General features: G+C 70.2%; 19 protein-coding genes and 1 pseudogene. 8 read left to right on the top strand and 12 right to left on the bottom strand.

The features are described 5' to 3' along the window. The first annotated feature begins 74 nt into the window (after positions 1 to 74). On the top strand, positions 75 to 1019 hold the full coding sequence (locus H295_RS0112225) for a hypothetical protein (protein WP_234021594.1): 945 nt from the start codon (positions 75 to 77) through the stop codon (positions 1017 to 1019). Here H295_RS0112225 and H295_RS0112220 read toward each other — a convergent pair. The 7 genes from H295_RS0112220 to H295_RS0112190 all read right to left on the bottom strand — a co-directional run bounded on the left by H295_RS0112220 (position 957) and on the right by H295_RS0112190 (position 7056). Continuing rightward, on the bottom strand, positions 957 to 1400 hold the full coding sequence (locus tag H295_RS0112220) for a hypothetical protein (RefSeq protein ID WP_158691040.1): 444 nt from the start codon (positions 1398 to 1400) through the stop codon (positions 957 to 959). The genes H295_RS0112225 and H295_RS0112220 overlap by 63 nt on opposite strands. A gap of 696 nt (positions 1401 to 2096) precedes the next feature. Further along, the gene (locus tag H295_RS0112215; protein WP_199788582.1) at positions 2097 to 2717 is read right to left on the bottom strand and encodes a hypothetical protein; all 621 of its coding nucleotides are present in this window, start codon (positions 2715 to 2717) and stop codon (positions 2097 to 2099) included. 175 nt (positions 2718 to 2892) lie between these two features. Further along, positions 2893 to 3672 (bottom strand): succinate dehydrogenase iron-sulfur subunit, encoded by a 780-nt coding sequence (locus H295_RS0112210; RefSeq protein ID WP_020135647.1) that lies wholly within the window; start codon positions 3670 to 3672, stop codon positions 2893 to 2895. After that, positions 3672 to 5426: a succinate dehydrogenase flavoprotein subunit gene (sdhA, locus tag H295_RS0112205; RefSeq protein WP_020135646.1), complete on the bottom strand. Its 1755-nt coding sequence runs from the start codon at positions 5424 to 5426 to the stop codon at positions 3672 to 3674. Before sdhA ends, H295_RS0112210 begins: the two co-directional genes overlap by 1 nt. Positions 5427 to 5448: 22 nt before the next feature. Next, a complete protein-coding gene (locus H295_RS0112200) occupies positions 5449 to 5931 on the bottom strand; it encodes a succinate dehydrogenase hydrophobic membrane anchor subunit (protein ID WP_020135645.1) in 483 nt (160 codons plus the stop codon). 5 nt (positions 5932 to 5936) lie between these two features. Then, a complete protein-coding gene (gene sdhC, locus H295_RS0112195; RefSeq protein ID WP_007384241.1) occupies positions 5937 to 6317 on the bottom strand; it encodes a succinate dehydrogenase, cytochrome b556 subunit in 381 nt (126 codons plus the stop codon). A gap of 190 nt (positions 6318 to 6507) precedes the next feature. After that, on the bottom strand, positions 6508 to 7056 hold the full coding sequence (locus H295_RS0112190) for a 2-oxo-4-hydroxy-4-carboxy-5-ureidoimidazoline decarboxylase (protein ID WP_020135643.1): 549 nt from the start codon (positions 7054 to 7056) through the stop codon (positions 6508 to 6510). Positions 7057 to 7211: 155 nt separating this feature from the next. Here H295_RS0112190 and H295_RS0112185 point away from each other — a divergent pair, with 155 nt between their 5' ends. From H295_RS0112185 to H295_RS0112170, 4 genes are all read left to right on the top strand, one after another. Continuing rightward, positions 7212 to 8879 carry a beta-N-acetylhexosaminidase gene (locus H295_RS0112185; RefSeq protein ID WP_051135549.1) on the top strand — a complete coding sequence of 556 codons (1668 nt, stop codon included), beginning with the start codon at positions 7212 to 7214 and terminating at the stop codon, positions 8877 to 8879. A 140-nt stretch (positions 8880 to 9019) separates the two neighbouring features. Then, positions 9020 to 9787 carry a DUF4328 domain-containing protein gene (locus H295_RS0112180; protein WP_020135641.1) on the top strand — a complete coding sequence of 256 codons (768 nt, stop codon included), beginning with the start codon at positions 9020 to 9022 and terminating at the stop codon, positions 9785 to 9787. A gap of 89 nt (positions 9788 to 9876) precedes the next feature. Then, positions 9877 to 10389 carry a hypothetical protein gene (locus H295_RS0112175; RefSeq protein ID WP_020135640.1) on the top strand — a complete coding sequence of 171 codons (513 nt, stop codon included), beginning with the start codon at positions 9877 to 9879 and terminating at the stop codon, positions 10387 to 10389. A gap of 75 nt (positions 10390 to 10464) precedes the next feature. Further along, positions 10465 to 11058, top strand: a complete 594-nt coding sequence (locus H295_RS0112170; RefSeq protein ID WP_020135639.1) for a hypothetical protein — start codon at positions 10465 to 10467, stop codon at positions 11056 to 11058. Between the two features lie 29 nt (positions 11059 to 11087). Here the strand turns inward: H295_RS0112170 and H295_RS0112165 are convergent, their stop codons facing one another. Further along, on the bottom strand, positions 11088 to 11549 hold the full coding sequence (locus H295_RS0112165) for a DUF1877 family protein (RefSeq protein WP_020135638.1): 462 nt from the start codon (positions 11547 to 11549) through the stop codon (positions 11088 to 11090). Positions 11550 to 11773: 224 nt separating this feature from the next. On the opposite strand from H295_RS0112165, the gene H295_RS0112160 reads away from it, so the two are divergent. Continuing rightward, positions 11774 to 12166, top strand: a complete 393-nt coding sequence (locus H295_RS0112160; RefSeq protein ID WP_020135637.1) for a hypothetical protein — start codon at positions 11774 to 11776, stop codon at positions 12164 to 12166. Positions 12167 to 12271: 105 nt separating this feature from the next. Here the strand turns inward: H295_RS0112160 and H295_RS0112155 are convergent, their stop codons facing one another. Then, complete coding sequence (locus H295_RS0112155; protein ID WP_020135636.1) at positions 12272 to 14398, bottom strand: N-acetylmuramoyl-L-alanine amidase; 2127 nt, start codon at positions 14396 to 14398, stop codon at positions 12272 to 12274. Between the two features lie 294 nt (positions 14399 to 14692). Between H295_RS0112155 and H295_RS0112150 the strand changes: the two genes are divergently transcribed. Beyond that, positions 14693 to 15310, top strand: coding sequence for an RNA polymerase sigma factor (locus H295_RS0112150; RefSeq protein WP_020135635.1), 618 nt, complete (start codon positions 14693 to 14695; stop codon positions 15308 to 15310). Then, positions 15307 to 16113, top strand: coding sequence for a hypothetical protein (locus tag H295_RS0112145; RefSeq protein ID WP_028809279.1), 807 nt, complete (start codon positions 15307 to 15309; stop codon positions 16111 to 16113). Before H295_RS0112150 ends, H295_RS0112145 begins: the two co-directional genes overlap by 4 nt. Positions 16114 to 17404: 1291 nt before the next feature. On the opposite strand, the pseudogene H295_RS45395 reads toward H295_RS0112145, so the two are convergent. From H295_RS45395 to H295_RS0112125, 3 genes and pseudogenes are all read right to left on the bottom strand, one after another. Beyond that, positions 17405 to 17652 (bottom strand): annotated as a pseudogene (locus tag H295_RS45395) (transposase); the annotation flags it as partial. A gap of 131 nt (positions 17653 to 17783) precedes the next feature. Next, positions 17784 to 18542, bottom strand: a complete 759-nt coding sequence (locus H295_RS0112130) for an SDR family NAD(P)-dependent oxidoreductase (protein ID WP_020135632.1) — start codon at positions 18540 to 18542, stop codon at positions 17784 to 17786. Between the two features lie 79 nt (positions 18543 to 18621). Beyond that, complete coding sequence (locus tag H295_RS0112125) at positions 18622 to 20061, bottom strand: MFS transporter (protein WP_020135631.1); 1440 nt, start codon at positions 20059 to 20061, stop codon at positions 18622 to 18624. Between the last annotated feature and the right edge of the window lie 177 nt (positions 20062 to 20238).

The raw sequence follows: 20238 nt of genomic DNA, 5'->3' as shown, positions 1-20238 counted from the left end.
GCCGTCGGTGGCGTCCTGCACCCATACTGAGCGGGGTCGAGTGACACGCGGGGCAGATGAGCGGGGGCGGCTTCGTGCGGCGGGTGGTGACGGTGCAGCTGGTCCCGTGCGTCCTCTTCGTTGCCTCCTTCTGGGTCGTCCTCAAGGCCGGCGCCTTCACCGGACCCAGCCACTGGGAACGCGCTGTTCCCGGAACCCCGGCCGCGACCGCCGGAACCCTGACCGCGCTCATGGCGGGCACGGCCCTCCTGGCCCTGTTGCTCCAGCCCTTCCAGGTGCGGGCGGTGCGGGCACTGGAGGGGTACTGGTACCGCTGGTCGACGACAGCCGGGCTCGCAGGTGTGCTGGTCGAAGTGCAGCGCAGGCGTTGGGAGATGCTGCGCGAGCAGGCCGAGCGAGGGGCACGGGGCCCGATCGGCCGCGAGATGCGTGCCGAAGCCGGCCGAAGACTGAGCGCACGACCTCCCGCGGACGTTCTGTTGCCGACGGCACTTGGCAACGCGCTGAGGTCCGGCGAGCTCAGCGCGGGCGAGCGCTACGGCCTCTCCACGCTCTCCTCGTGGCCGCGCATCTATATGCAGATCTCGGATCGCATGGTGCATGCGTTGAGCTCGACGCGGGATGCGCTCGACACCGCCGTCAATCTGTGCTGGAGCTTCCTGGCAGTGGCTCTGACATGGGGAATCGCTTTCTACGACGAACCGCGGTCGTGGTGGTTGTGCGGCGCCGCACTGGTTCTCGCGAGTGTCGCTTACAAGGGGGCGGTGACAGCGGCTCAGGCCTACTCGGGACTGATGCACACGGTGTACGACCTGCACCGATTCGAACTGCTCAGCGCGCTGCACCACCCGTTGCCGCAGGACACCGTCGCGGAGAAGGAGATCTTCACCGAGGTCACCGCCCGGTTCACCGGCCGAGGACGGTCTCCCATGCGCTATCACCACACTGTGGACGGCTCACACACGTACGATGCCGACCGATCCGCACACGCCGAGAACATGGATGACGAACCCGCGTGAAGGGTCCGGGGGTTCGCCGGGCGAGGGTCCCGTCTCCGCTACGTGGGTCAGCAGGGCTCCCGAGGTTTTCACGTTCACCCAGCGGTCGCGCGGGACGGTCACTCGGACATGGCCGGCGATCGCGGTGACATGCACCGTGGTGCGGGTCACGGACGATGTCCGGGTCAGGTCGGCGCGCAGTTCGCCGAGCACCGCCCGCAGAGCGAGAATCCCGTCGGTGTCCTCGGGGACGACGACTCTTCCCGTCGTGAGCGTCCGGCTCCAGCGGCCGCCGCGGCTGTCGGGGACCACCGCACTGATGAGCAGCACTCCGGCGAGCGCGACCGCACCGGGCAGCGCGAGACCGGTGACGGCGTATGCACTTATGTCGTGAGCAGACACGAGTGCGACCGCTGCTGTCGCTGCCAGCAGGAAGGGAGCGAGGAGAGATGTCGGGGGTATCGCCGCTCGCAGCAGATTGACAGCGGAGAGGACCAGGAGCGCCCACGGCCACCATCTGGCGGCGAATTCCCAAGCCGAATGCGCTCGGTGTGAGGGATCGCCGGCGAGATAGCAGCCCACGGCCACGGCGATCAGTCCGATCCGCATTCTGCCCCGTGCCGCCGGGCGCCCATCCTCCGTCATCGTTCGCTGACTCCCACTCCCGCCGCATGTCGAGACGGCGCGCGGCGTCATCGTAGTGGGGAAGGAGATCGGCGCGATCGGCGGGCACGGCGAGGAGAACGGGAGCGGTCATCCGCGGCAGGGCTGATGAGCCTCCCACAGCCTTCGGTGCGCGCGGGCGGCTATTTCCGCGTCCATGAACCACATGACGACAGGGGGAAGTCCGTAGTACTGGCAGTTCGGGTCGTGGGCCATTGTTCTCCCCAGCGGGTCCGGGAACTCTGCGTCAGCTGCCGCACCGCAAGCCGGTAGCGTGGCCAGCCACCCGTCCAGGTCGGACTGCGTGTAGCCGGTCCAGCCGGCGGGCGGGGCAGGGACGATGAGCACCTCGCAATGCAGGCAGGTGGGCCCGGGGGGACCAACCTCCATGGTCGGTGGTGGAAATCCAGGCAGTTCGGTATGAGCCAGCATGTGTCAGCCCCTTTCTCTTCGGGTTTTCTCGATAAGCCCTCGTACTGATCTGTAGAGCCAGTTCGTTCGATGGTTGAGCGCCTTCATGTGCATGTACGTGACCCAGATCGCGTCGATCACGGTGGCGGCGCACACCACGGCGGCCGCAGCCCACCGCCACTTCGGCTGTTCACCGCAGACGGGTGGCACAAGAGCGGCAGCGATCCCGACCCCCAGCAGCATCGTGCCGACGTTGAAGGCGTGTACGGCTCTGAGTTGGTACCTGGTCCAGATCTTCTGGTCCCTCTTCTGGTCCGACCTCAGGCGCGTTTCGTAATCCTCCACATAGCCGGGCCCCAGCCAGGTCACGAGATCGTCGTAGGAGTAGAGATGGAGACGGGCGTAATAGGCGAGCTGAATACTGGCGACGAGTATGAGCGCCGCGATGACGAGGATCAGCAGGATGGGGCCGGGCCACCGGAACTCGTCGTCCGCGCCCCCGACCACTCCCGCCAACGAAAGGGCGGCGGCTGTGAACAGTGGGGCGGCGATGAAGAGAGCGGACGCACTGGCCGGACCGTAACCATAAGGCTTTGGCGCCTTCCAAGGATTTCTTCTGGAATCCGGGCCCCGGTATCCCGTCACGCCTCCCCCTTCGACAGCGCTACAGAACACGCGCTTCGGAGTGTGACGGTGAAGCGCCTGGACGCGCAGGGGCGCGAATTGGCCAAAACTGTAGGGTCCGGTGATTCAGCTGGGACGGGTGAGGGCCCCGTCCCAGGAAGGAACGGGGCCCTCGTTCGCGCAGGGCGGGGAAGGATCAGAAACGGCGCGTGATCAGTGCTCGCTTCACTTCCTGGATCGCCTTCGTGACCTCGATGCCGCGCGGGCAGGCGTCCGTGCAGTTGAAGGTCGTGCGGCAGCGCCAGACGCCGTCGCGGTCGTTGAGGATCTCCAGGCGCTGCTCGCCCGCCTCGTCACGGCTGTCGAAGATGAAGCGGTGGGCGTTCACGATGGCCGCCGGGCCGAAGTACTGGCCGTCGTTCCAGAAGACCGGGCACGAGGAGGTGCAGGCCGCGCAGAGGATGCACTTCGTGGTGTCGTCGAAGCGCTCGCGGTCCTCGGCCGTCTGAAGACGCTCACGCGTAGGCTCGTTGGTGTCCTTCGTGATCAGGAAGGGCATCACGTCGCGGTACGCCTGGAAGAACGGCTCCATGTCGACCACGAGGTCCTTCAGGACCGTCAGGCCCTTGATGGGCTCGACCGTGATCGGCTTCTCGGGGTTGAGGTCCTTGATCAGCGTCTTGCAGGCCAGACGGTTCTTGCCGTTGATCCGCATCGCGTCCGAGCCGCAGATGCCGTGGGCACAGGAGCGGCGGAAGGTCAGCGAGCCGTCCAGGTCCCACTTGATCTTGTGGAGGGCGTCCAGGACGCGCTCCTTCGGGTCGATCTCCAGCTGGAAGTCTTCCCAGACCGCCTCCGCCGAGACCTCGGCGTTGAAGCGGCGCACCCGGATGGTGACCGTGATGTACGGGGAGTCGGCGAAACCGGGCTCGGGCTCGCCGGCCGCGTCCTTCTTGTCCAGAACAGGGGTTGCCATCAGTACTTACGCTCCATCGGCTGGTAGCGGGTCTGGACGACCGGCTTGTAGTCGAGACGGATCGACTCGGCGCCGTCGTCGCCCACCTCGCGGTACGCCATGGTGTGGCGCATGAAGTTGACGTCGTCGCGGTTCGGGTAGTCCTCGCGGTAGTGACCGCCGCGGGACTCCTTGCGGGCCAGCGCGGAGACCGCCATGACCTCGGCGAGGTCCAGCAGGTTGCCGAGCTCGATCGCCTCCAGCAGGTCCGTGTTGAAACGACGGCCCTTGTCCTGGATCGCCACGTTCTTGTAGCGCTCACGCAGCTCGGCGATCTTCTCGACCGCCGTCTTGATCGTCTGCTCGGTGCGGAACACCATGACGTTGGCGTCCATGGTCTCCTGGAGCTCGCGGCGCAGGACCGCCACGCGCTCGGTGCCCGTCGAGTTGCGCAGCGCCTCGACCTGGCCGACGACCAGCGAGGCCGGGTCCTCCGGCAGCTCGACGAAGTCCGCCTTCTGGCTGTACTCGGCGGCGGCGATACCCGCACGGCGGCCGAACACGTTGATGTCCAGGAGGCTGTTCGTGCCCAGACGGTTCGCCCCGTGCACCGAGACGCACGCGACCTCGCCGGCCGCGTACAGGCCCGGGACGACGGTGGTGTTGTCCGCCAGGACCTCACCCTCGACGTTCGTCGGGATGCCGCCCATCGCGTAGTGCGCGGTGGGCTGGATCGGGATCGGGTCCGTGTACGGCTCGATACCGAGGTAGGTGCGCGCGAACTCCGTGATGTCCGGGAGCTTGGCGTCCAGCTGCTCCGGCGGGAGGTGCGTGAGGTCGAGGTAGACGTGGTCGCCCTCGGGACCGCAGCCGCGGCCCTCACGGATCTCCGTGTAGATGGAGCGGGACACGACGTCACGGGACGCGAGGTCCTTCATGACCGGCGCGTACTTCTCCATGAAGCGCTCGCCGTCCTTGTTGCGGAGGATGCCGCCCTCACCGCGGGCGCCCTCCGTCAGCAGGATGCCCATGCGCCAGATGCCGGTCGGGTGGAACTGGAAGAACTCCATGTCCTCCAGCGGCAGACCCCGGCGGTAGACGGCGGCCTGGCCGTCACCGGTCAGCGTGTGCGCGTTCGACGTCACCTTGAAGAACTTGCCGCAGCCGCCGGACGCGTAGATCACGGCCTTCGCCTGGAAGACGTGGATCTCGCCGGTCGCCAGCTCGTACGCCACCACACCGGCCGACCGCTTCACGCCGTCGACCTCGGTGATCAGCTGGTCCAGGACGTAGAACTCGTTGAAGAACTCCACGCCCTCCTTCACGCAGTTCTGGTACAGCGTCTGGAGGATCATGTGGCCGGTGCGGTCGGCCGCGTAGCAGGACCGGCGGACCGGGGCCTCGCCGTGGTTGCGGGAGTGCCCGCCGAAGCGGCGCTGGTCGATCGTGCCGTTCGGGGTGCGGTTGAACGGCAGGCCCATCTTCTCCAGGTCGAGGACCGAGTCGATGGCCTCCTTCGCCAGGATCTCGGCGGCGTCCTGGTCGACCAGGTAGTCACCGCCCTTGACCGTGTCGAAGGTGTGCCACTCCCAGTTGTCCTCCTCCACGTTGGCCAGCGCGGCGGCCATGCCGCCCTGCGCGGCGCCCGTGTGGGAGCGGGTGGGGTAGAGCTTCGTCAGCACGGCGGTACGGCTGCGCTTCGTCGACTCGATCGCGGCGCGCATGCCGGCGCCGCCCGCGCCGACGATGACGGTGTCGTACTTGTGGATCTTCATCAGGAATTCCTCAGCCCCGCGCCTAGCGGATGTTCGGGTCGAAGGTGAAGATCACCAGCGTGCCCAGCAGGATGGTGAACACCGTGGCCGTGTAGAGCAGGCCCTTGAGCCACAGCCGGGTGTTGGCGCGCTCCGCGTAGTCGTTGATGATCGTGCGCAGGCCGTTGGCGCCGTGCAGCATCGCGAGCCACAGCATCAGCAGGTCCCAGACCTGCCAGAACGGGGAGGCCCAGCGGCCGGCCACGAACGCGAAGCCGATCTTCGAGACGCCGCCGTCCAGCACGAGCTGGATCAGCAGGTGCCCGATGACCAGGACGACCAGCACGATGCCGGACAGCCGCATGAACAGCCACGCGGCCATCTCGAAGTTGCCGCGCGTGGACTTCGGGGTCTTCTTGGTGCGCTTGCGCGGAGCCTCGATCAGGGGCGCCGGGTTGTCGACGCCGTAACCGGAGGAGCCCTCGACGGGGCCGATGCCGGAAGCGGTGGTTTCAGTGGTCGCCATCGGTATCAGCTCCCGAACAGTTCACGAGCGGCGTGGCCGAGGACGGGGTAGATCGCCCCGATCATGAGTACGACCCACAGGCCCACCACGGACCAGAGCATCTGCTTCTGGTAGCGCGGGCCCTTCGACCAGAAGTCGACGGCGATGACGCGCAGGCCGTTGAGTGCGTGGAAGAGGATGGCGGCGACGAGGCCGTACTCCAGGCACGCGACGAGCGGGGTCTTGTACGTGGCTACGACCTTGTCGTAGTCCTCGGGCGAGACGCGGACGAGAGCGGTGTCCAGCACGTGAACGAACAGGAAGAAGAAGATGAGGACGCCGGTGACTCGGTGAGCCACCCAGGACCACATTCCTTCCCGGCCGCGGTACAGCGTTCCAGCCGGCACGGAAGTCCCTCCGGGAGCGGGGATTGGGGCCGCGCCGGCTTGGTCTGTCGGTCGGGCCCGGCCGGGTACGGTCCACCGGCCCCCAGCATGCTATCCAAGCGGTGGCTGAAGGCTTACGGGGGGCCTACCGGTGTGATCGAAGTGGCACGCGGATGGCGGAACTGGGCGGCTGATGGGGTGGTCTGAGCTGCTATGTGCCGGGTGCGGGTTGTGTGTGGCTGGTCGCGCCGTTCCCCGCGCCCCTCAACGAAGACACCAATCTGCCCCTCGCCAGACGGCGGAGCTCCTCTGCCGCCACCACCCGCTCCTCCTCCGGATCGTTTGTCAATCGTGACCGGATGCCCGCCAGGACGTGGTCCAGGGCCTCGTCGGACGGCAGGCCGTCCAGGCAGATGACGAACGCGTGGCCGAAGCGGGCCTCGTACGCGGCGTGGGCCGCCTCCATGGCCATGTGGGCCGGTGAGTAGGCCCCCTCCGGGAGCAGCGGAAGCGTCTCGGCCGCCAGCGCCTCCGACAGATCCACCGGCGTCAGGTCGTACGCCGCCTCGTCCGACGCGGCCAGCAGGGCCTCGACCGTCGGGTACGGGCGGTGAGTCGCGATCCGGTCCGCCCAGCGCCGACTGCGGAGGCAGTCCAGCAACAGCCCCAGGGCCTCGGCGGCGGGGGCGATGTTGAAGGCGTCCAGGACCGTGGGCAGGGACGGTATGGCCAGTCGGCCGGAAGTGTGTGTGGGCGTCACGTGTGTTTCGGCAGGGGAAGCTGTGAGCGGTGTGACGTCACGTTATCGAGTGTGGACATGACCTGTCCGACGGATGCCCGAATTTCACCCGCAAGGGAGAGTTTCGGAACGTGCGGTGGACGCGCCTTTTCTCCTGAGGCCCTAGCGTGGAGGGTGTGAGCCAGCACAGGAAGCGACCGGAGAAGCAGACGAGGCGGACGAGAGGGCTGATCACCGGAGCGCTCGCCGTGACCGTGGCGGCCGGCGTGGGTCTCGGGCTGTGGACGGGCCGCGACGACAGCGCCCCCGCCGGGTCCGCGCAGGCGGAGACGCAGGCGGGAGCCGATCAGCGCGCGTCGCTGTCGCCGTCGACCGCCTCGCCGAGGCGGAGCCCGACGCCGAGTCCCACCCGCTCGTACCCGCTGTCCACCACCCCGCGCACCATTCCGGCCGTCCGCGCCCACACCCCGGCGCGCGGCCCCGGCTGGCGGCCCGCCGCCGGGCGGCGCGTGGTCGTGAACGACGCCGGCCTCGCCGACGAGGGGCGGCTCGTCGCCGGTGAGCTGGGGCTGACGTACGCCGGGAAGAAGGACGACGTGCGCGCCGGGGACGTACGCCTGGCTCTCGACCACGGTGCCGGGGCGGCCCCGGAGTCGTACCGCATGACCGTGCGCGGCGGGCGGGTCGACATCAGCGGGCCGGACGACGCGGGCGTGTTCTACGGCACCCGCACGCTCAAGCAGGAGGTGCACGGGGGCGGTACGGCGCCGGAGGGCGTCGTACGGGACCAGCCGGCCAAGCCGGTGCGCGGGTTCTCCCTGGACATGGCCCGCAAGAGCTTCACGGCGGGCTGGATCGAGGACCGGGTCAGGGAGCTCGGTGACCTGAAGTACAACCGGCTCCAGCTGCATTTCTCCGACGACCAGGGGTTCCGGATCGCGTCCGACTCGCACCCCGAGATCGTCTCGAAGCAGCACCTGACGAAGGCGCAGGTGCGCAAGATCGTCGCGCTCGCGGCGCAGCGGCACATCGCCGTCGTACCGGAGATCGACTCGCCCGGGCATCTGGGCGCGGTCATCGCGGCCCACCCCGAGCTCCAGCTGCGCAGCGCGGCCGGGAACGCGCCGCAGGGGACCATCGACATCTCCAAGCCCGCGGCCGCCGAAATCGTCGACGATCTGCTGAAGGAGTACGCCGACCTGTTCCCCGGCTCCGACTGGCATCTCGGCGGGGACGAGTACCGGGCGCTGATGGTGTCGAACCCGGCGGCGACCTATCCGCAGCTCGCCACCGCCGCCCGGGCGGCCTACGGCGCCGGCGGGACCGTCGCGGACCTGACGACGGGGTGGCTCAACGACCGCGCCGACACCGTCCGGGCCGCCGGCAAGACACCGCTGGCCTGGAACGACGGCTTCTTCCGGGGCACGTCCGTGCGGCCGGCCGGCGACATCCGGGTCGCCTACTGGACGGGCAAGGAGATCGGCGCCCGGCAGCCGGTGGAGTACCTGAGCGCGGGCCGCAAGGTCGTCAACTACAACGACGAGTTCCTTTACTACGTCCTCGGGCAGCCCAACAAGTTCTTCTATCCCAGGGGCCAGCGGATCTACGAGCAGTGGACCCCGCGGGTGGTGCGCGGCACGACGGCCGTCTCCTCGAAGTACGACGGCCAGATCCTCGGCGGGTACTTCGCGGTCTGGTGCGACTTCCCGAACGCGCAGACGCAGGACCAGGTCGCGGCGGGCATCCGGATGCCGCTGCAGGCGACCGCCCAGAAGCTGTGGGATCCGCGCAAGCCCGCCCTGACCTGGACGCAGTTCAAGGCGCTCGGCGGCCGGCTGGGCTGAGCGGCCGGGAATTCGTGGTGGACGTACGGGGCCGGCGGACCGTATGTTCCGCATGCCGCGCGTGAGGCTCTGGGGAGAACCTGCGCGGCTGGGCGACTGTCGGGCTGCAGCTCGGCTCATTCACATCTCGGGGGACCACCATGCTCTGCACGCGCTGCCATCACTTCGAAGCGGCACCGGACGGCGTCCTGTGCACCGCGTGTGCCACGCCCGCCGGCTTCGCGGCCCCGCCCGGCGCGGGGGCGCCGAAGGTCTGGCTGCGCTCGCCGGTCGGGCTCGGGTGGGCGACCGCGGCCCTGCTGGGGCTGGCCGCCGCCGTCGACCTCTTCGCCGTCGTCGCGGACTACCTCCGGTACGACGTCACCGGTGACCTCGTCGCGGGTGACGGCGGGGCCGCGGTGCTGGACCGGGCCGACACGTCGGACGCGCTGACCGGGCTGGCGGCCGGCGCGCAGCTCGTCGTGCTGCTGGCCTGTGCCGTCGTCTTCGTGATCTGGCTCTGGCGGGTGCGGGTCAACGCCGAGGTGTTCGCCCCGGACGGGCACCGCAAGGCGCGCGGCTGGGTGATCGCGGGCTGGATCGTGCCGTTCGTGAGCCTGTGGTACCCGCGCAGGATCGTGCTCGACGTCTGGGACGCGAGCAGCGTGGGCGACCGGCCGAGGGGGCATGCGCTGGTCAACGTCTGGTGGACGCTGTGGCTCCTGACGAACGTCGTCGGGCGGTTCCTCGCCACCATGGCGGGGGAAGCCGGCACCTCCCAGGAGATCCACGACACCACGCGCCAGCTGCTGTACGCGGACGCGCTCGACCTCGCCGCCGCCCTGGTCGCCGCCGCGATGGTGCTGCGACTGACCCGGATGCAGGACGAGAAGGCCCGGTGGGGGCCCACGGTGCCCGCCGCGGTCTGACGGATTCGGTTCGTCCGGCCCCTGTGAACCGCCGTACGGATGTGGTGTATTCGGGCCCGAACCGTACCGAGCAGCCGGGGGGACCGGGGATGGGCTACTGGGGTTACTTCGTCGTGGGCCGCTCGGAGCGGCCGCTCGACGGACTGGACGCACTGGCCGGAGTCGACGGCCTGGTCCTGCGGGATTCGGCGCCCGACGGATGGCAGGTCTGGGAGTACGCGAGCGGTGAGGGCGAGGTCGGGAACATGAACTCCCTCGCCCGGGAGACCGGTTCGCCCGCGCTGTTCGGTTACGTCATGGACAGCGCGTCGGTGGTGGTCGAGGCGGTGGGCCCGGAGAGCGGGGGCTGGACGACCTGTCTGGCCCGCGACGCCATGACCCGGTATCTCGGGGCCGACGACTCCAACGGGGACGGACTCGCCCTGGACGACTACTTCCTGGAGCCCCGGGACGCGGCCGCGCGGGCGGTCGCCTGGGCGGCGGAGGCGGGGCACGCGGTGGCCGAGGAACCGCTCCTCGACGTACTGACCTCCGAACCCGACCCGTTGGCCGAAAACCTCTTCTTCCGTATGCTCGACCGACTCGGTGTGGTGCCCCTGTGACACTCCCGGGCCATCGCACGCAGTAAGGGAAAGTGCGGGTTCCGTGAGGGAGCGCCGCTCGCGAGGGAGGCGTGGATGAGTCTGGTGGAGCTGATCGGCCAGGCCGACGAGCGCGGGCTGGCGGCCAGCGGGTTGGCTTGTTTGGATCGCTGTGTACCGCTGCTCGGCGGCGACGACGAGGTCCTGCGCCCCCTGTGGGCCGACCTCGCGACCGACACCGGCAGCCCCGAACAGTGGGCCGGACTTCTGGACCAGGCTCGCGGAAAGCTGGGCGGAGGAGGGGAGTTCGGGTCAGTCGAGGGCGTCCCCGAGGGCGCCGGTGCCGACGAGGCCGTGTCCCTGGCCCGGCGGATGCTGGAGGCCGCGCCCGCCGCGCGGTCCGGTGCCGAGGTGCGGGCATGGGCCGACGCCTGCTCGGTCGCCGCGCTGCGGATCCACCAACTGCTCGATCCCCTGAAGGACACCGCCGGCTCCCTCGACGCCCGCCGCGAGGGCCGTACGGAGGGCATGTCGCCCCTCGTCGCCGCCGAACTCCGGCGCCAGATCACCGTCCTGGAACTCCTCGCCGGTCACGGCCCGGCCGGTGTGCGTCCCGCCCTGGAGGTTTCCACGGAAGGCCGCCGGGTGCTGCGCGCGGTGGTGTCACGGAGGAGCCGCCGGAGGGGCTGAAGGGACGGAGAGGGCCGGGGCGAGTGCCCTCACGGGAGCAGCCACTTGACGACCGCGTCCCCGTACCGGGCCGTCTGACCGTAGAACGCCGTCAGGTCCCGGTGCGCCGCCGCGAACACCCCCCGCGCCTCCCGCTCGGCACCCGCCCCGCCGTACCTCGGCAGCAACTCCTCACGGGCGAGCCGCCACAGGGCCTCGAAGTCGGTGGCCCCCAGGTAGGACGAGACCTGGTGCGTCCTGGCCGCGGTCAGCAGGAGGAAGGGCGGCTTGTCGTGGTCGGCGGGGTAGACCGGCAGTCCGCCCAGGACCACCTCGGCGCCGGAGTAGAGGAGTTCGTGGTCCAGGTAGGACTTGTCCAGCACCTCCTCACGGTGGCGGCCGATGCGTTCGCGTACGGCGTCCCAGTCGTCCTCGAACAGCCGTTGCAACCAGTTGGCGCTGTTGCGCAGGGCCGAGGGCGGCACCGCGCGGAGATGGAAGTAGTCACTCATCAGAGACAGCAGCGCACGGAGGCACCGAAGCGTCACTCCGGCGTCAACCACGGGAGCGAAAGGGTCCTGTGACCGTCCCAAGGGCGTTGCGGTGAAGGTGCGTCGGTCCTGCGCCGATGTCGCCGAAGTCCCCCGAATCGTGTGACGCGCGGCCCCTCCCGAGCGCTGTCACCCGTGTGACGACTGATGTGACCGCTCATGCGACAGCCCGTTCGACCGCCGACGTGACCACCCGCCGGGCCGACCGGCCCGCCGCCGCGGCCAGACCCGTGCGCTGGGCGGCGGACGCGGTGTCCGCCCTGCGTGAGGGTGCCCGGGTCCGGCTCGACTACTCGGCGCAGAGCCTGTGGCGGGTCGACCGGCTCATCGAGGAGATACGCCGGGAGGGAGCGCCCTACGCGGCCGTGGAGACCGTGCTGCGCGGGTTCGGCGCCTACGCCGGTGAGGTCGTGGTCCGTCAGACCGGTGCCGAGTGGTGGGCGAGCGGCGGCGAGCACTGGGTCCGCACGCCCGACGGCCGCCTGTGGGACCCGGTGAACGAGGCCCGCCGCTGTTTCGCCGGGGACGGCTCGCTGCGGCTGCTGTGCCGGGACGCGACGGGTGCCGTACGGCGATGACCGCGCTGACCGCTGCCGCCGCCCGGTGAACGCGGAACGGGCGCCCGCCCCCCCCGTGTTGTGGGGAGCGGGCGCCCGAGCCGATGAACCGGGTGCCGCGGACGGCTACTTGACGTAGACCAGGCCGTCCGTGGTGATCGTCGGGCGTCCGCTGGTGCCGACCACCACGATCTTGATCTTGTGCTGGGCGCTGCTCGACCAGGACTTGGTCCAGATCGCCTGGCGGTACTTGGTGGTCGAGGACTTCAGGTCCACGGTCGCGACCTTGGTGCCGTCCACGTAGACGTACGCCTGTCCCGAGGTGGACGCCCGCGAGACCACCCACGCGGCGGACCGGCCGGTGAACGTCCAGGTCAGGCTCGCGTTCTTGGAACCGCTGGAGTACGACTTCCCGCCGAGGTAGCTCGACGACGAACGGGAGGTCCAGGTGCCGGACTTCGTGGCCGAGGTCTCCTGGAGGATCACCGGCGTGAAGGCGGGCGACGAGGTGCGGGTGTTGCCCGCGATGTCGTACGCCGTCATCGACCAGGTGCTCGCCGCGCCGGACTTGGCGGTGCGGTTGGAGCTGGTGATGGTCGGGCCGAAGGTGGCCGTCGTCGGGGACACCAGGTTGACCTGCTTCAGCGCCTGCGCGTCGGTGGCCTTCCAGCCGAGGGTGACCGGGACGGCGGCGGTCTCGACCGTGCCGGTGCGCAGGGTGATCTTCGGGGTGGTGGCGAAGACCGGGGCGGTGGTGTCCGCGACGACCGTCAGCGCGGTGGTCGCGGGTGTGGTCCTGCCGGACTGGTGCACCGCCCGCACCGCGACCTTGTGGCTGCCCGCAGCCAGCGTCGTGTTCGCCGAGGCAGCCGTGCCCGGGACCGTCGTGACGACGTTGCCGTCGACCAGCAGCTCGAACTTCGAGATCAGCGAACCCGGCGTGGTCGTCGACCACTTCACGGTGATCGCGCCCTTGGTCCAGTACGTCGAGCCGGACAGGGTCGCGCCGGTCAGCGAGGTGACCTTCAGGCCCTGCACCGGGCCGGCCGCCCAGGCGCGGATGGTCGGGAGCTGGCCGTAGAGGCTGTTGCCGGGGCACTCGGTGGCGTAGCCGTCACGGTGAGCGGAGATCGCGTTGAAGGGGTAGGAGGTGCCGGACGTGAAGCTCGTACCGGCGAGGTTCTTCTGGGTCGCGCCCGCCTTCAGCTGGACCGTCGAGGCGGGGTCGACGCCGTACTGGCCGAGCTTCCAGGCCGCGATCCGGGCGACCGAGGTGAGGGCGGCGTTGGAGGCGCCCGCCGCGGTGTACTCGCCGATGACCGCGATGCCGGCGGACTCACGGTTCCAGCCGTAGGTGTGCGCGCCCAGGACCGGCTGGTCGACGCCGCCCTTGCGGCCCTCGAAGATCGTGCCGCACTTGTCGACCAGGAAGTTGTAGCCGAGGTCGTTCCAGCCGTTTCCGCCGGGGGCCGGGGCGGTGTGGTACGCGTAGATGGCCCGCACGATCGACGCCGACTCGGCGCAGGTGTAGTCGTTCGACCCGGCCGTGTGATGGACGAAGACGGCCTTCACATCCGTGTTGTACTCCGACGGGTCGGGGCTCAGCGACTCGTCGGCGCCCCAGTCGGCGCGCGAGACGATCGGCGGCTCGGGAACCGTGGACGCCGGGCCGGGGGACGTGGTGGCCGTGGGCGAAGGAGCCGTGGGGCTCGGGGTCACGTCCTCCGCGTAGGCGGCCGGCTCGGTCGCGGCGTCGGACGCTTCGGCGGCGGTCACGCCCGGGTCGACCAGGTTGACCCGCAGACCCGAGGGCAGCCCGGCGCTGGTGGTGCCGTCCTCGTGGACGACCTGGACCTCGACCCCGTCCGAGGGGCCCACCCACAGCGGCTCGGACGCGCCGCGTGCCCCGGCCCGCTCGTCGGGGTCCTCCACCGGGTCCGCGTCCGTCTCCAGGTCGCGCCAGGACGTCCACGCGCCGGTGTCGACGCTCCGGGTGCGTACCTGCGCCTTGCCGTCGAGCCGCTTGGTCGCCCCCGTCCAGGAGATCCCGAGCAGCGAGAACTGCTTGGTCTCGGTGCGCGGCAGCTCGCGCTCGCCGGTCTCGGGAGCCTTCAGCGCGAGGCCGTAGACCTTCACCGGCCGCTCGGCCGGACCCCCCGCCCCGTCGGTCGACGGACTGGCCACGGCGTAGGTCGCGATGCCGCCGCCTCCCAGGACCACCGCACCGAGCGTCAGCCACGCCCGTCGCTTCATGCTGAGCGGTCTGTACGCACGCCTGTTACGACGACTCACTACCTACCCCACCCCTTGGACTCCCGGAGTTCCCCTGAACCCGGTCACAGAAGTGCCACCTGTCGCACAGGTGGCACTCATACAGCGTCCCAACAATCTCAGACGTCACAGGAGTTGCTCACCGCAGCCTCCGGGACCGCTGCGCGACTGTGACACTTCCGTGCGCGCGGACGCTGTTGACCATGGGAGACATGGGCAAGGGCGAGGCCGCAGAACGCGTGTAATCGCCATGAACCGGTACGGACAGGAAAGTTCTTGGGCCAGGGAGGGGAACCCCGCCGCGCGCAGGCGTACGACGGGGAACTGGGCGCGGCCGTCGCGCGGGCCCAGGAGGGCGACGAGGCCGCGTTCGCGGTCGCCTACCGGTTGGTGCAGCCCGGACTGCTCGGGTATCTGCGCGGGCTGGTCGGGGACGACGCCGAGGACGTGGCATCCGACGCCTGGCTGGAGATCGCCCGGGACCTCGGGCGGTTCCGGGGCGACGGGGCCGGGTTCCGCGGCTGGAGCGCGACCATCGCCCGGCACCGGGCCCTGGACCATCTGCGCCGGCAGAAGGTGCGCCCCCGGTCGTCCGCGCTGGAGCAGGACATGCTGGACCTGCCCGGCCCGCACAGCACCCACGACCAGGCGCTGGAATCCCTCTCCACCGAGTACGCCCTCGACCTGGTCCGGGCGCTTCCGCGCGACCAGGCCGAGGCGGTCCTGCTCCGGGTCGTCGTCGGTCTCGACGGCCCGGCCGCCGCCCGTGTCCTCGGCAAACGCCCCGGCGCGGTGCGCACCGCGGCCTACCGCGGGCTGAAACGGCTGGCACAGCTGGTCGGCACCGAGAGTGTGACGGATGAGCGCCCCCGGACGCTGGGGGAGTCGACATGACAGGCGAGCACGGCACGGCGGACGGGAACGGACACGGCATGGGTGACGAGCGGCCGTACGGCGAGACGTCGCCCGCGCCCCAGCCGTCGTACGACCGGGACCGGCTCGAGAGGGTGCTCGGGGCCGCGCTCGGGGCCGCGCTTCTCGCGGCGAAGGAGGACGGGGAGGCCGAGCGGCGGGCCGTCGACGCCTACCGGGTGGCGAGGGACTCCGGGGCGCACCGGGCCCGGACCCGGCGGCGGGACGACTGGCGGCCCCGCCCGCAGCGGCGGCCTGGGCGGTCGTGGAAGGCGACGCTCTCCGTGCTGCTGGCGAGTCTCACCCTCGGCGGTGTCGCCTACGCGGCGATCGGCGCGGGGGGTGGCGGTCCGGCCAAGGGCGCGGCACGCGACGAGGGCGTACGTCCGGGCGTCACCGCCGGTGCCCCGGCCCCGTCGCCGACCGGCTCCCGGCCCGCCGCGCCCACTCCCGCCGACCGCCCGGCCACCGCGAAGGACACCCTGGCGCACTGCCGGGCGTACGAGAAGCTCCAGGGCCGTGGCAGGGCGCTCGACGCGACGGCGTACCGGAGGCTTGCGGCGGCTGCGGGGGGTGGGGCGAAGGTGAGGGCCTACTGCGCGGCGCTGAGCGACTCGGCCGGGGCCGACACGGGCGCGAAGCCGGGGAACGGGCAGGGGCAGGAGCAGGGCCAGGGGGCCTCGGGGGCGAACGGCTCGAACGGCTCGAAGGGGGCGACCGGGTCCAAGGGGTCGACCGGGTCCAAGGGGTCGAACGCGGACGCGAACCAGTCCCGCAAGCGCTGATCCCGTACGACTCCGGTTCCGGTACGACTCCCGGCACCGCGGAGACGGCCGAGGCCGCCACCCCTGGGCGGCCCAAGCCGCAGAGGGCCTCCGACCAAGCACTTCTGGCTGTTCCTGACCGCTATTGGTCGCGCGTTGGTCATGTGGCCAACCGTCGGTGTCGATCAGCGCGTCGCGGTTCGCCCTGGCAAGGACAGCGCCGGAAACCCGTGCGCGGCACGGTTACTGCCCACGTAGGAGCTGCGCGAGGGCCTCGGCCGGGGCGGTGTCCCTGTTCGGCGCGGCGGGTTCGATCCGGTTGCATGTGGCGCATGGCGCACCGCCATCGGGTCGGTGCCCTGTGTTGTGCGGTGCCGCGCGCTGCATCCGGTTCGGCGTGACCTTCATGCCGCAGCGTGCCCTCGGCGGCCGGCTGCGCGAGCTGCCCGGCACGTGTGTCACCCGCACGACGGTGACTGCGTGAGTTCAAGGTCGATAGCCCTGGCGCGCGGGTTCCAAGTCATGATCGCCGGTTACCCAAACCGGCGATTGTGCGGACCATTGATGCTGTTCGTATTCGGCTTTCCTGAGCGTGGCGGCACAGGAAGAGGAGGTTATGGGTGTCCAAGAGAGGTAGCGGCCAGGGGAGTACTCCGGTCGAAATCCCCAAAAGGGCAGGCCGAACACGTAGGGGGTGGCGGAACGCGATGCGGGGGTGGTTGTCGCGCGTTCCGACATGAAGTTCGGTGATTGGCTGGACAAGTGGTTCGGTGGCCTTCATCCGGCTCCACATAAAGCCGCACCTTGGGGCGAAGTCCGTTCGCCTCAGAGCCAGCAGATCAAGTCGCGGCAGCGCAAGTTCGTGACGCTCGATGACGCGGCGACCGCACGGTTCCTCGGGGACATTTGGAAGCCGTGCGGGCGGCGTGGCTGCGGGCCGCTGCATTTCTGCACACGTGATGCCCCCTTGTGGACGACGTGCACGGCGACGGGGGTGCGCCGCAGAGGCGCTGATGAAGGTGCTCAAAGTGCAGTGGGAGCGTCAGCAGATGTGGAAGGAGAAGCTCGGTTCGCTCAGCGCCCGGTGGCGCACCACAAGAGGGCGACTGGACCTTCCCGACCGGTGCCGTATCCACGACCGGCGGCACAGCAAGGTCCCCAACGACCTGGGCGCGGGGGAGAACCCGGTGGAGGTCTCCGCGAACGTGAGGCATCACTCGCCGGGCTGCACCATGGCCCAGTGCCCGCAAGCCGGCTTCCGGGACGGCTCAGCGCATCGGGCTGGGAAAGATCGCGTGATGCTCCTGACCCGTTAGCTGATCCGCTGGCGGGCCAGGCGCAGAAGTGCCGGGGTGTGGTTCTTCCCGCGGGCCCGGCAGCGGTCGTAGTAGGTGCGGGAGGCGGGATCGTGCAGGGCAGCGAACGCGGACAGGAACATCGCGCGTTCAGCTGCCGGTTGCCGCCGCTGGGCGCATGTTCGCCGTGGATCGAGGTCCCCGACGACTTGGTCGTCGGGGCAAGGCCGGCCTAGGAGGCGAGGTGAGCGGCAGCAGGCGGACTGCCGCTGGGCATGGCCGCGGCGGCGGCCTCGGCCCCGGTCCTCGGCATGTCCGCGACCTGGATACCTTGGCCGGCGCGGGCCCCGGTGCTCAGGACTTGAGTCGAGGGACCGCGCCAGGCACACGGGGTGGTCACGGCATCGAGAACCGCAGACCGCCGTCCTGCCTGATGGTGGCGGCGTTGATGTAGGCGTTCTCGACGAGATGGCAGGCCAGGGCCGCGAACTCCTCCGGCCGGCCCGAACGCGAGGGGTTCGGGATGCGGCGCTCGACCTGCTCCATGTACCCCGGGGGCAGGAAGTCGTTGATGGGGGTGTCGAAGGCGCCGGGTGCGATGGTGTTGACCCGGATGCCCCGCCCGCTGAGGTCGCGCGCCACGGGCAGCGTCATGCCCACCAGCGCCGCCTTGCTGGCGCTGTAGGCCGCGTGCCCGGCGACGCCGTCGAACGCGGAGACGGACGCCGTGTTGATCACTACCCCGCGCTCGCCGTCCTCCGGGTCGTTCTGCGCCATCGCGTGGATCGCCAGCCGCATGACGTTGAACGTCCCCATGAGGTTGACCTCGACGATCCGCCGGAACGTGACCAGGTCCGCCGGCCGCCCGTCCGGCAGCACCGCGACGTGCTCGATGATGCCCGCGGTGTTGACGTTGATGTGCACGGCGCCGAACCGCTCGACGGTCCCGGCGATGGCGCGCCCGACCGCGTCGGCATCGGTCGTGTCGGCCTCGAAGGCGATGCCGCCCAGCCGGTCGGCGATGCGCCGCCCAGCGTCGACGCGGCGGCCCAGAATGGCGACCCGGGCCCCCTTCGCAGCCAGTGCCTCGGCCGCGGCCAGGCCGAGACCGGACGTTCCGCCCGCGACGACCGCGGTCTTTCCGGCGATGTCCACCGGGGCCTCCTCCTCGAAGAGCCCTGGCCGCACACCGACGGGGGATTGCAGTGTGCGGCCAGGGCGGTCTTATGGGCTGTCAGGTACGAGTGGACTCCGCGGCCGCGAGTTCGGCCTCCCACCGCTCGTGACGGGCGATGAGCCGCCAGGCGCACACCGCTCCGAGCAGGTACATCACGCCCACCAGCAGGAAGGAGACGGAGGCGCCGGTGCCCCAGCCGGAGGTGGAGTGCAGGACTACTCCGATGGCGGCGATGCCGACCAGCGAGCCGATCTGACGGTTGGCGTTGAGCACGGAGCCCGCCACGTTGGCGTGCGCCGGGCCGGCCGCGTCCACCAGGGCGGCGGTCATGCCGGGAGAGATGATGCCGGCGCCGATGTTGGCGATGCCGATACCGATGGCGATCAGCCAGTAGGGCGTCGACGGCGAGATCGCGACCAAGGCGAGGGAGGCGATCCCGGCCACGGTCAGGAACACGGTCAGCAGCGGGCCGTTCGCGTAGCGGCCCGAGATCCGCGAGTACACCACGTTGGCCAGGGGCGACAGGATGGTGATCGGGATCAGCTCCAGGCCCGCGACGAACGGGCTGGCTCCCTGCGCGTGCTGGAAGAAGAGGCCCAGCAGGAAGATGCTGCCGAACAGCGCGAAGTTGAAGAAGAAGCCCACCAGGTTCGCTCCGGCGAAACCGGCGGAGCGGAACAGCGTCCAGGGCATCACGAGGTTCTCGGTCCGGCGTTCACGCCGTACGAGCAGCCCCGCGGCGATCACAGCGACGGCGTACGCGACGACGACCGGGCCGGCCGCCCAGCCGAGCTGCGGGCCCTCGATCAGTGCGAAGCTCACTGCGGCGAGGGTGACGATCCAGATGATGTGGCCGGGGACGGCCAGCTTCAGCGACTTGGTCTCCGGCGCAGCGATGAACCGCCGCGTCATCAGCATGCCGATGATGCCGATCGGCAGGTTCAGCAGGAAGATGCTCTGCCAGCCGAAGGCGGTCACCATCAGGCCGCCGAGGGTCGGCCCCACGCCGGAGGAGGTGGCCACGATCGCCGACCACAGGCCGAGCATCCGCGTGCGCTGCCGCTTCTCGGGGAATGAGGAGACGAGCAGCGACAGCGAACTGGGCATGAACAGCGCCGCGCCGGCTCCCTGCAGCAGCCGGGCCGCGATGAGGACCTCCGGCGAGGGGGACAGGGCGCAGGCCAGCGAGGCGATGAGAAACAGCCCCATGCCCCACATGTAGACGGTCTTCGCGCCCCTGCGGTTGGCGAGGCCGCCGGCGAGCATCAGCAGTGACGCGAAGGTCAGGATGTATCCGTCCACGATCCAGGTGAGCTGGGTCAGGCTCGCCCCGAGCCGCTCCTGGAGCGTCGCTCCGGCGACGTTGACGATCGTGACGTCAAGCGTGGCCATCACAAAGCCGGTGGCCAACGCGGCGATCTTCAGACCGCTCGACGCATTGGGTGAGCCCCCCTGGGCGCCGGTGGCCGGCGCCGCGCTGGTCTCGGCGGTTGTCATCGCTAATCGCACTCCTTGCAGGGGTGGGGCGGTCCGGTACGAGGACCGTCATGGGGGGATCCGATGGCCTCCCCGCGGCCGACGGCGCGCGTGAAAGCCCTATGGGGACGGCGAGTTGAGGCGGCCGTGCCTCTCAACTGAAGCCCATATGACGATGGCTGTCAAACGATGATGAGC

This window comes from Streptomyces sp. 351MFTsu5.1 (assembly GCF_000383655.1).
Classification (GTDB): Bacteria; Actinomycetota; Actinomycetes; order Streptomycetales; family Streptomycetaceae; genus Streptomyces; species Streptomyces griseorubiginosus.
The sequence above is the reverse complement of the archived record's forward strand: the minus strand, read 5'-3'. Positions and strand labels throughout refer to the sequence as shown.

What these genes read in the sequence shown, in the direction of transcription:
- H295_RS0112125 (WP_020135631.1), bottom strand. Translation starts at nt 20,061, where the DNA reads ATGACAACCGCCGAGACCAGCGCGGCGCCGGCCACCGGCGCCCAGGGG.
- H295_RS0112155 (WP_020135636.1), bottom strand. Translation starts at nt 14,398, where the DNA reads ATGAAGCGACGGGCGTGGCTGACGCTCGGTGCGGTGGTCCTGGGAGGC.
- H295_RS0112180 (WP_020135641.1), top strand. Translation starts at nt 9,020, where the DNA reads ATGCTCTGCACGCGCTGCCATCACTTCGAAGCGGCACCGGACGGCGTC.
- H295_RS0112145 (WP_028809279.1), top strand. Translation starts at nt 15,307, where the DNA reads ATGACAGGCGAGCACGGCACGGCGGACGGGAACGGACACGGCATGGGT.
- H295_RS0112165 (WP_020135638.1), bottom strand. Translation starts at nt 11,549, where the DNA reads ATGAGTGACTACTTCCATCTCCGCGCGGTGCCGCCCTCGGCCCTGCGC.
- H295_RS0112175 (WP_020135640.1), top strand. Translation starts at nt 9,877, where the DNA reads ATGGGCTACTGGGGTTACTTCGTCGTGGGCCGCTCGGAGCGGCCGCTC.
- sdhA (WP_020135646.1), bottom strand. Translation starts at nt 5,426, where the DNA reads ATGAAGATCCACAAGTACGACACCGTCATCGTCGGCGCGGGCGGCGCC.
- H295_RS0112210 (WP_020135647.1), bottom strand. Translation starts at nt 3,672, where the DNA reads ATGGCAACCCCTGTTCTGGACAAGAAGGACGCGGCCGGCGAGCCCGAG.
- H295_RS0112170 (WP_020135639.1), top strand. Translation starts at nt 10,465, where the DNA reads ATGAGTCTGGTGGAGCTGATCGGCCAGGCCGACGAGCGCGGGCTGGCG.
- H295_RS0112200 (WP_020135645.1), bottom strand. Translation starts at nt 5,931, where the DNA reads ATGGCGACCACTGAAACCACCGCTTCCGGCATCGGCCCCGTCGAGGGC.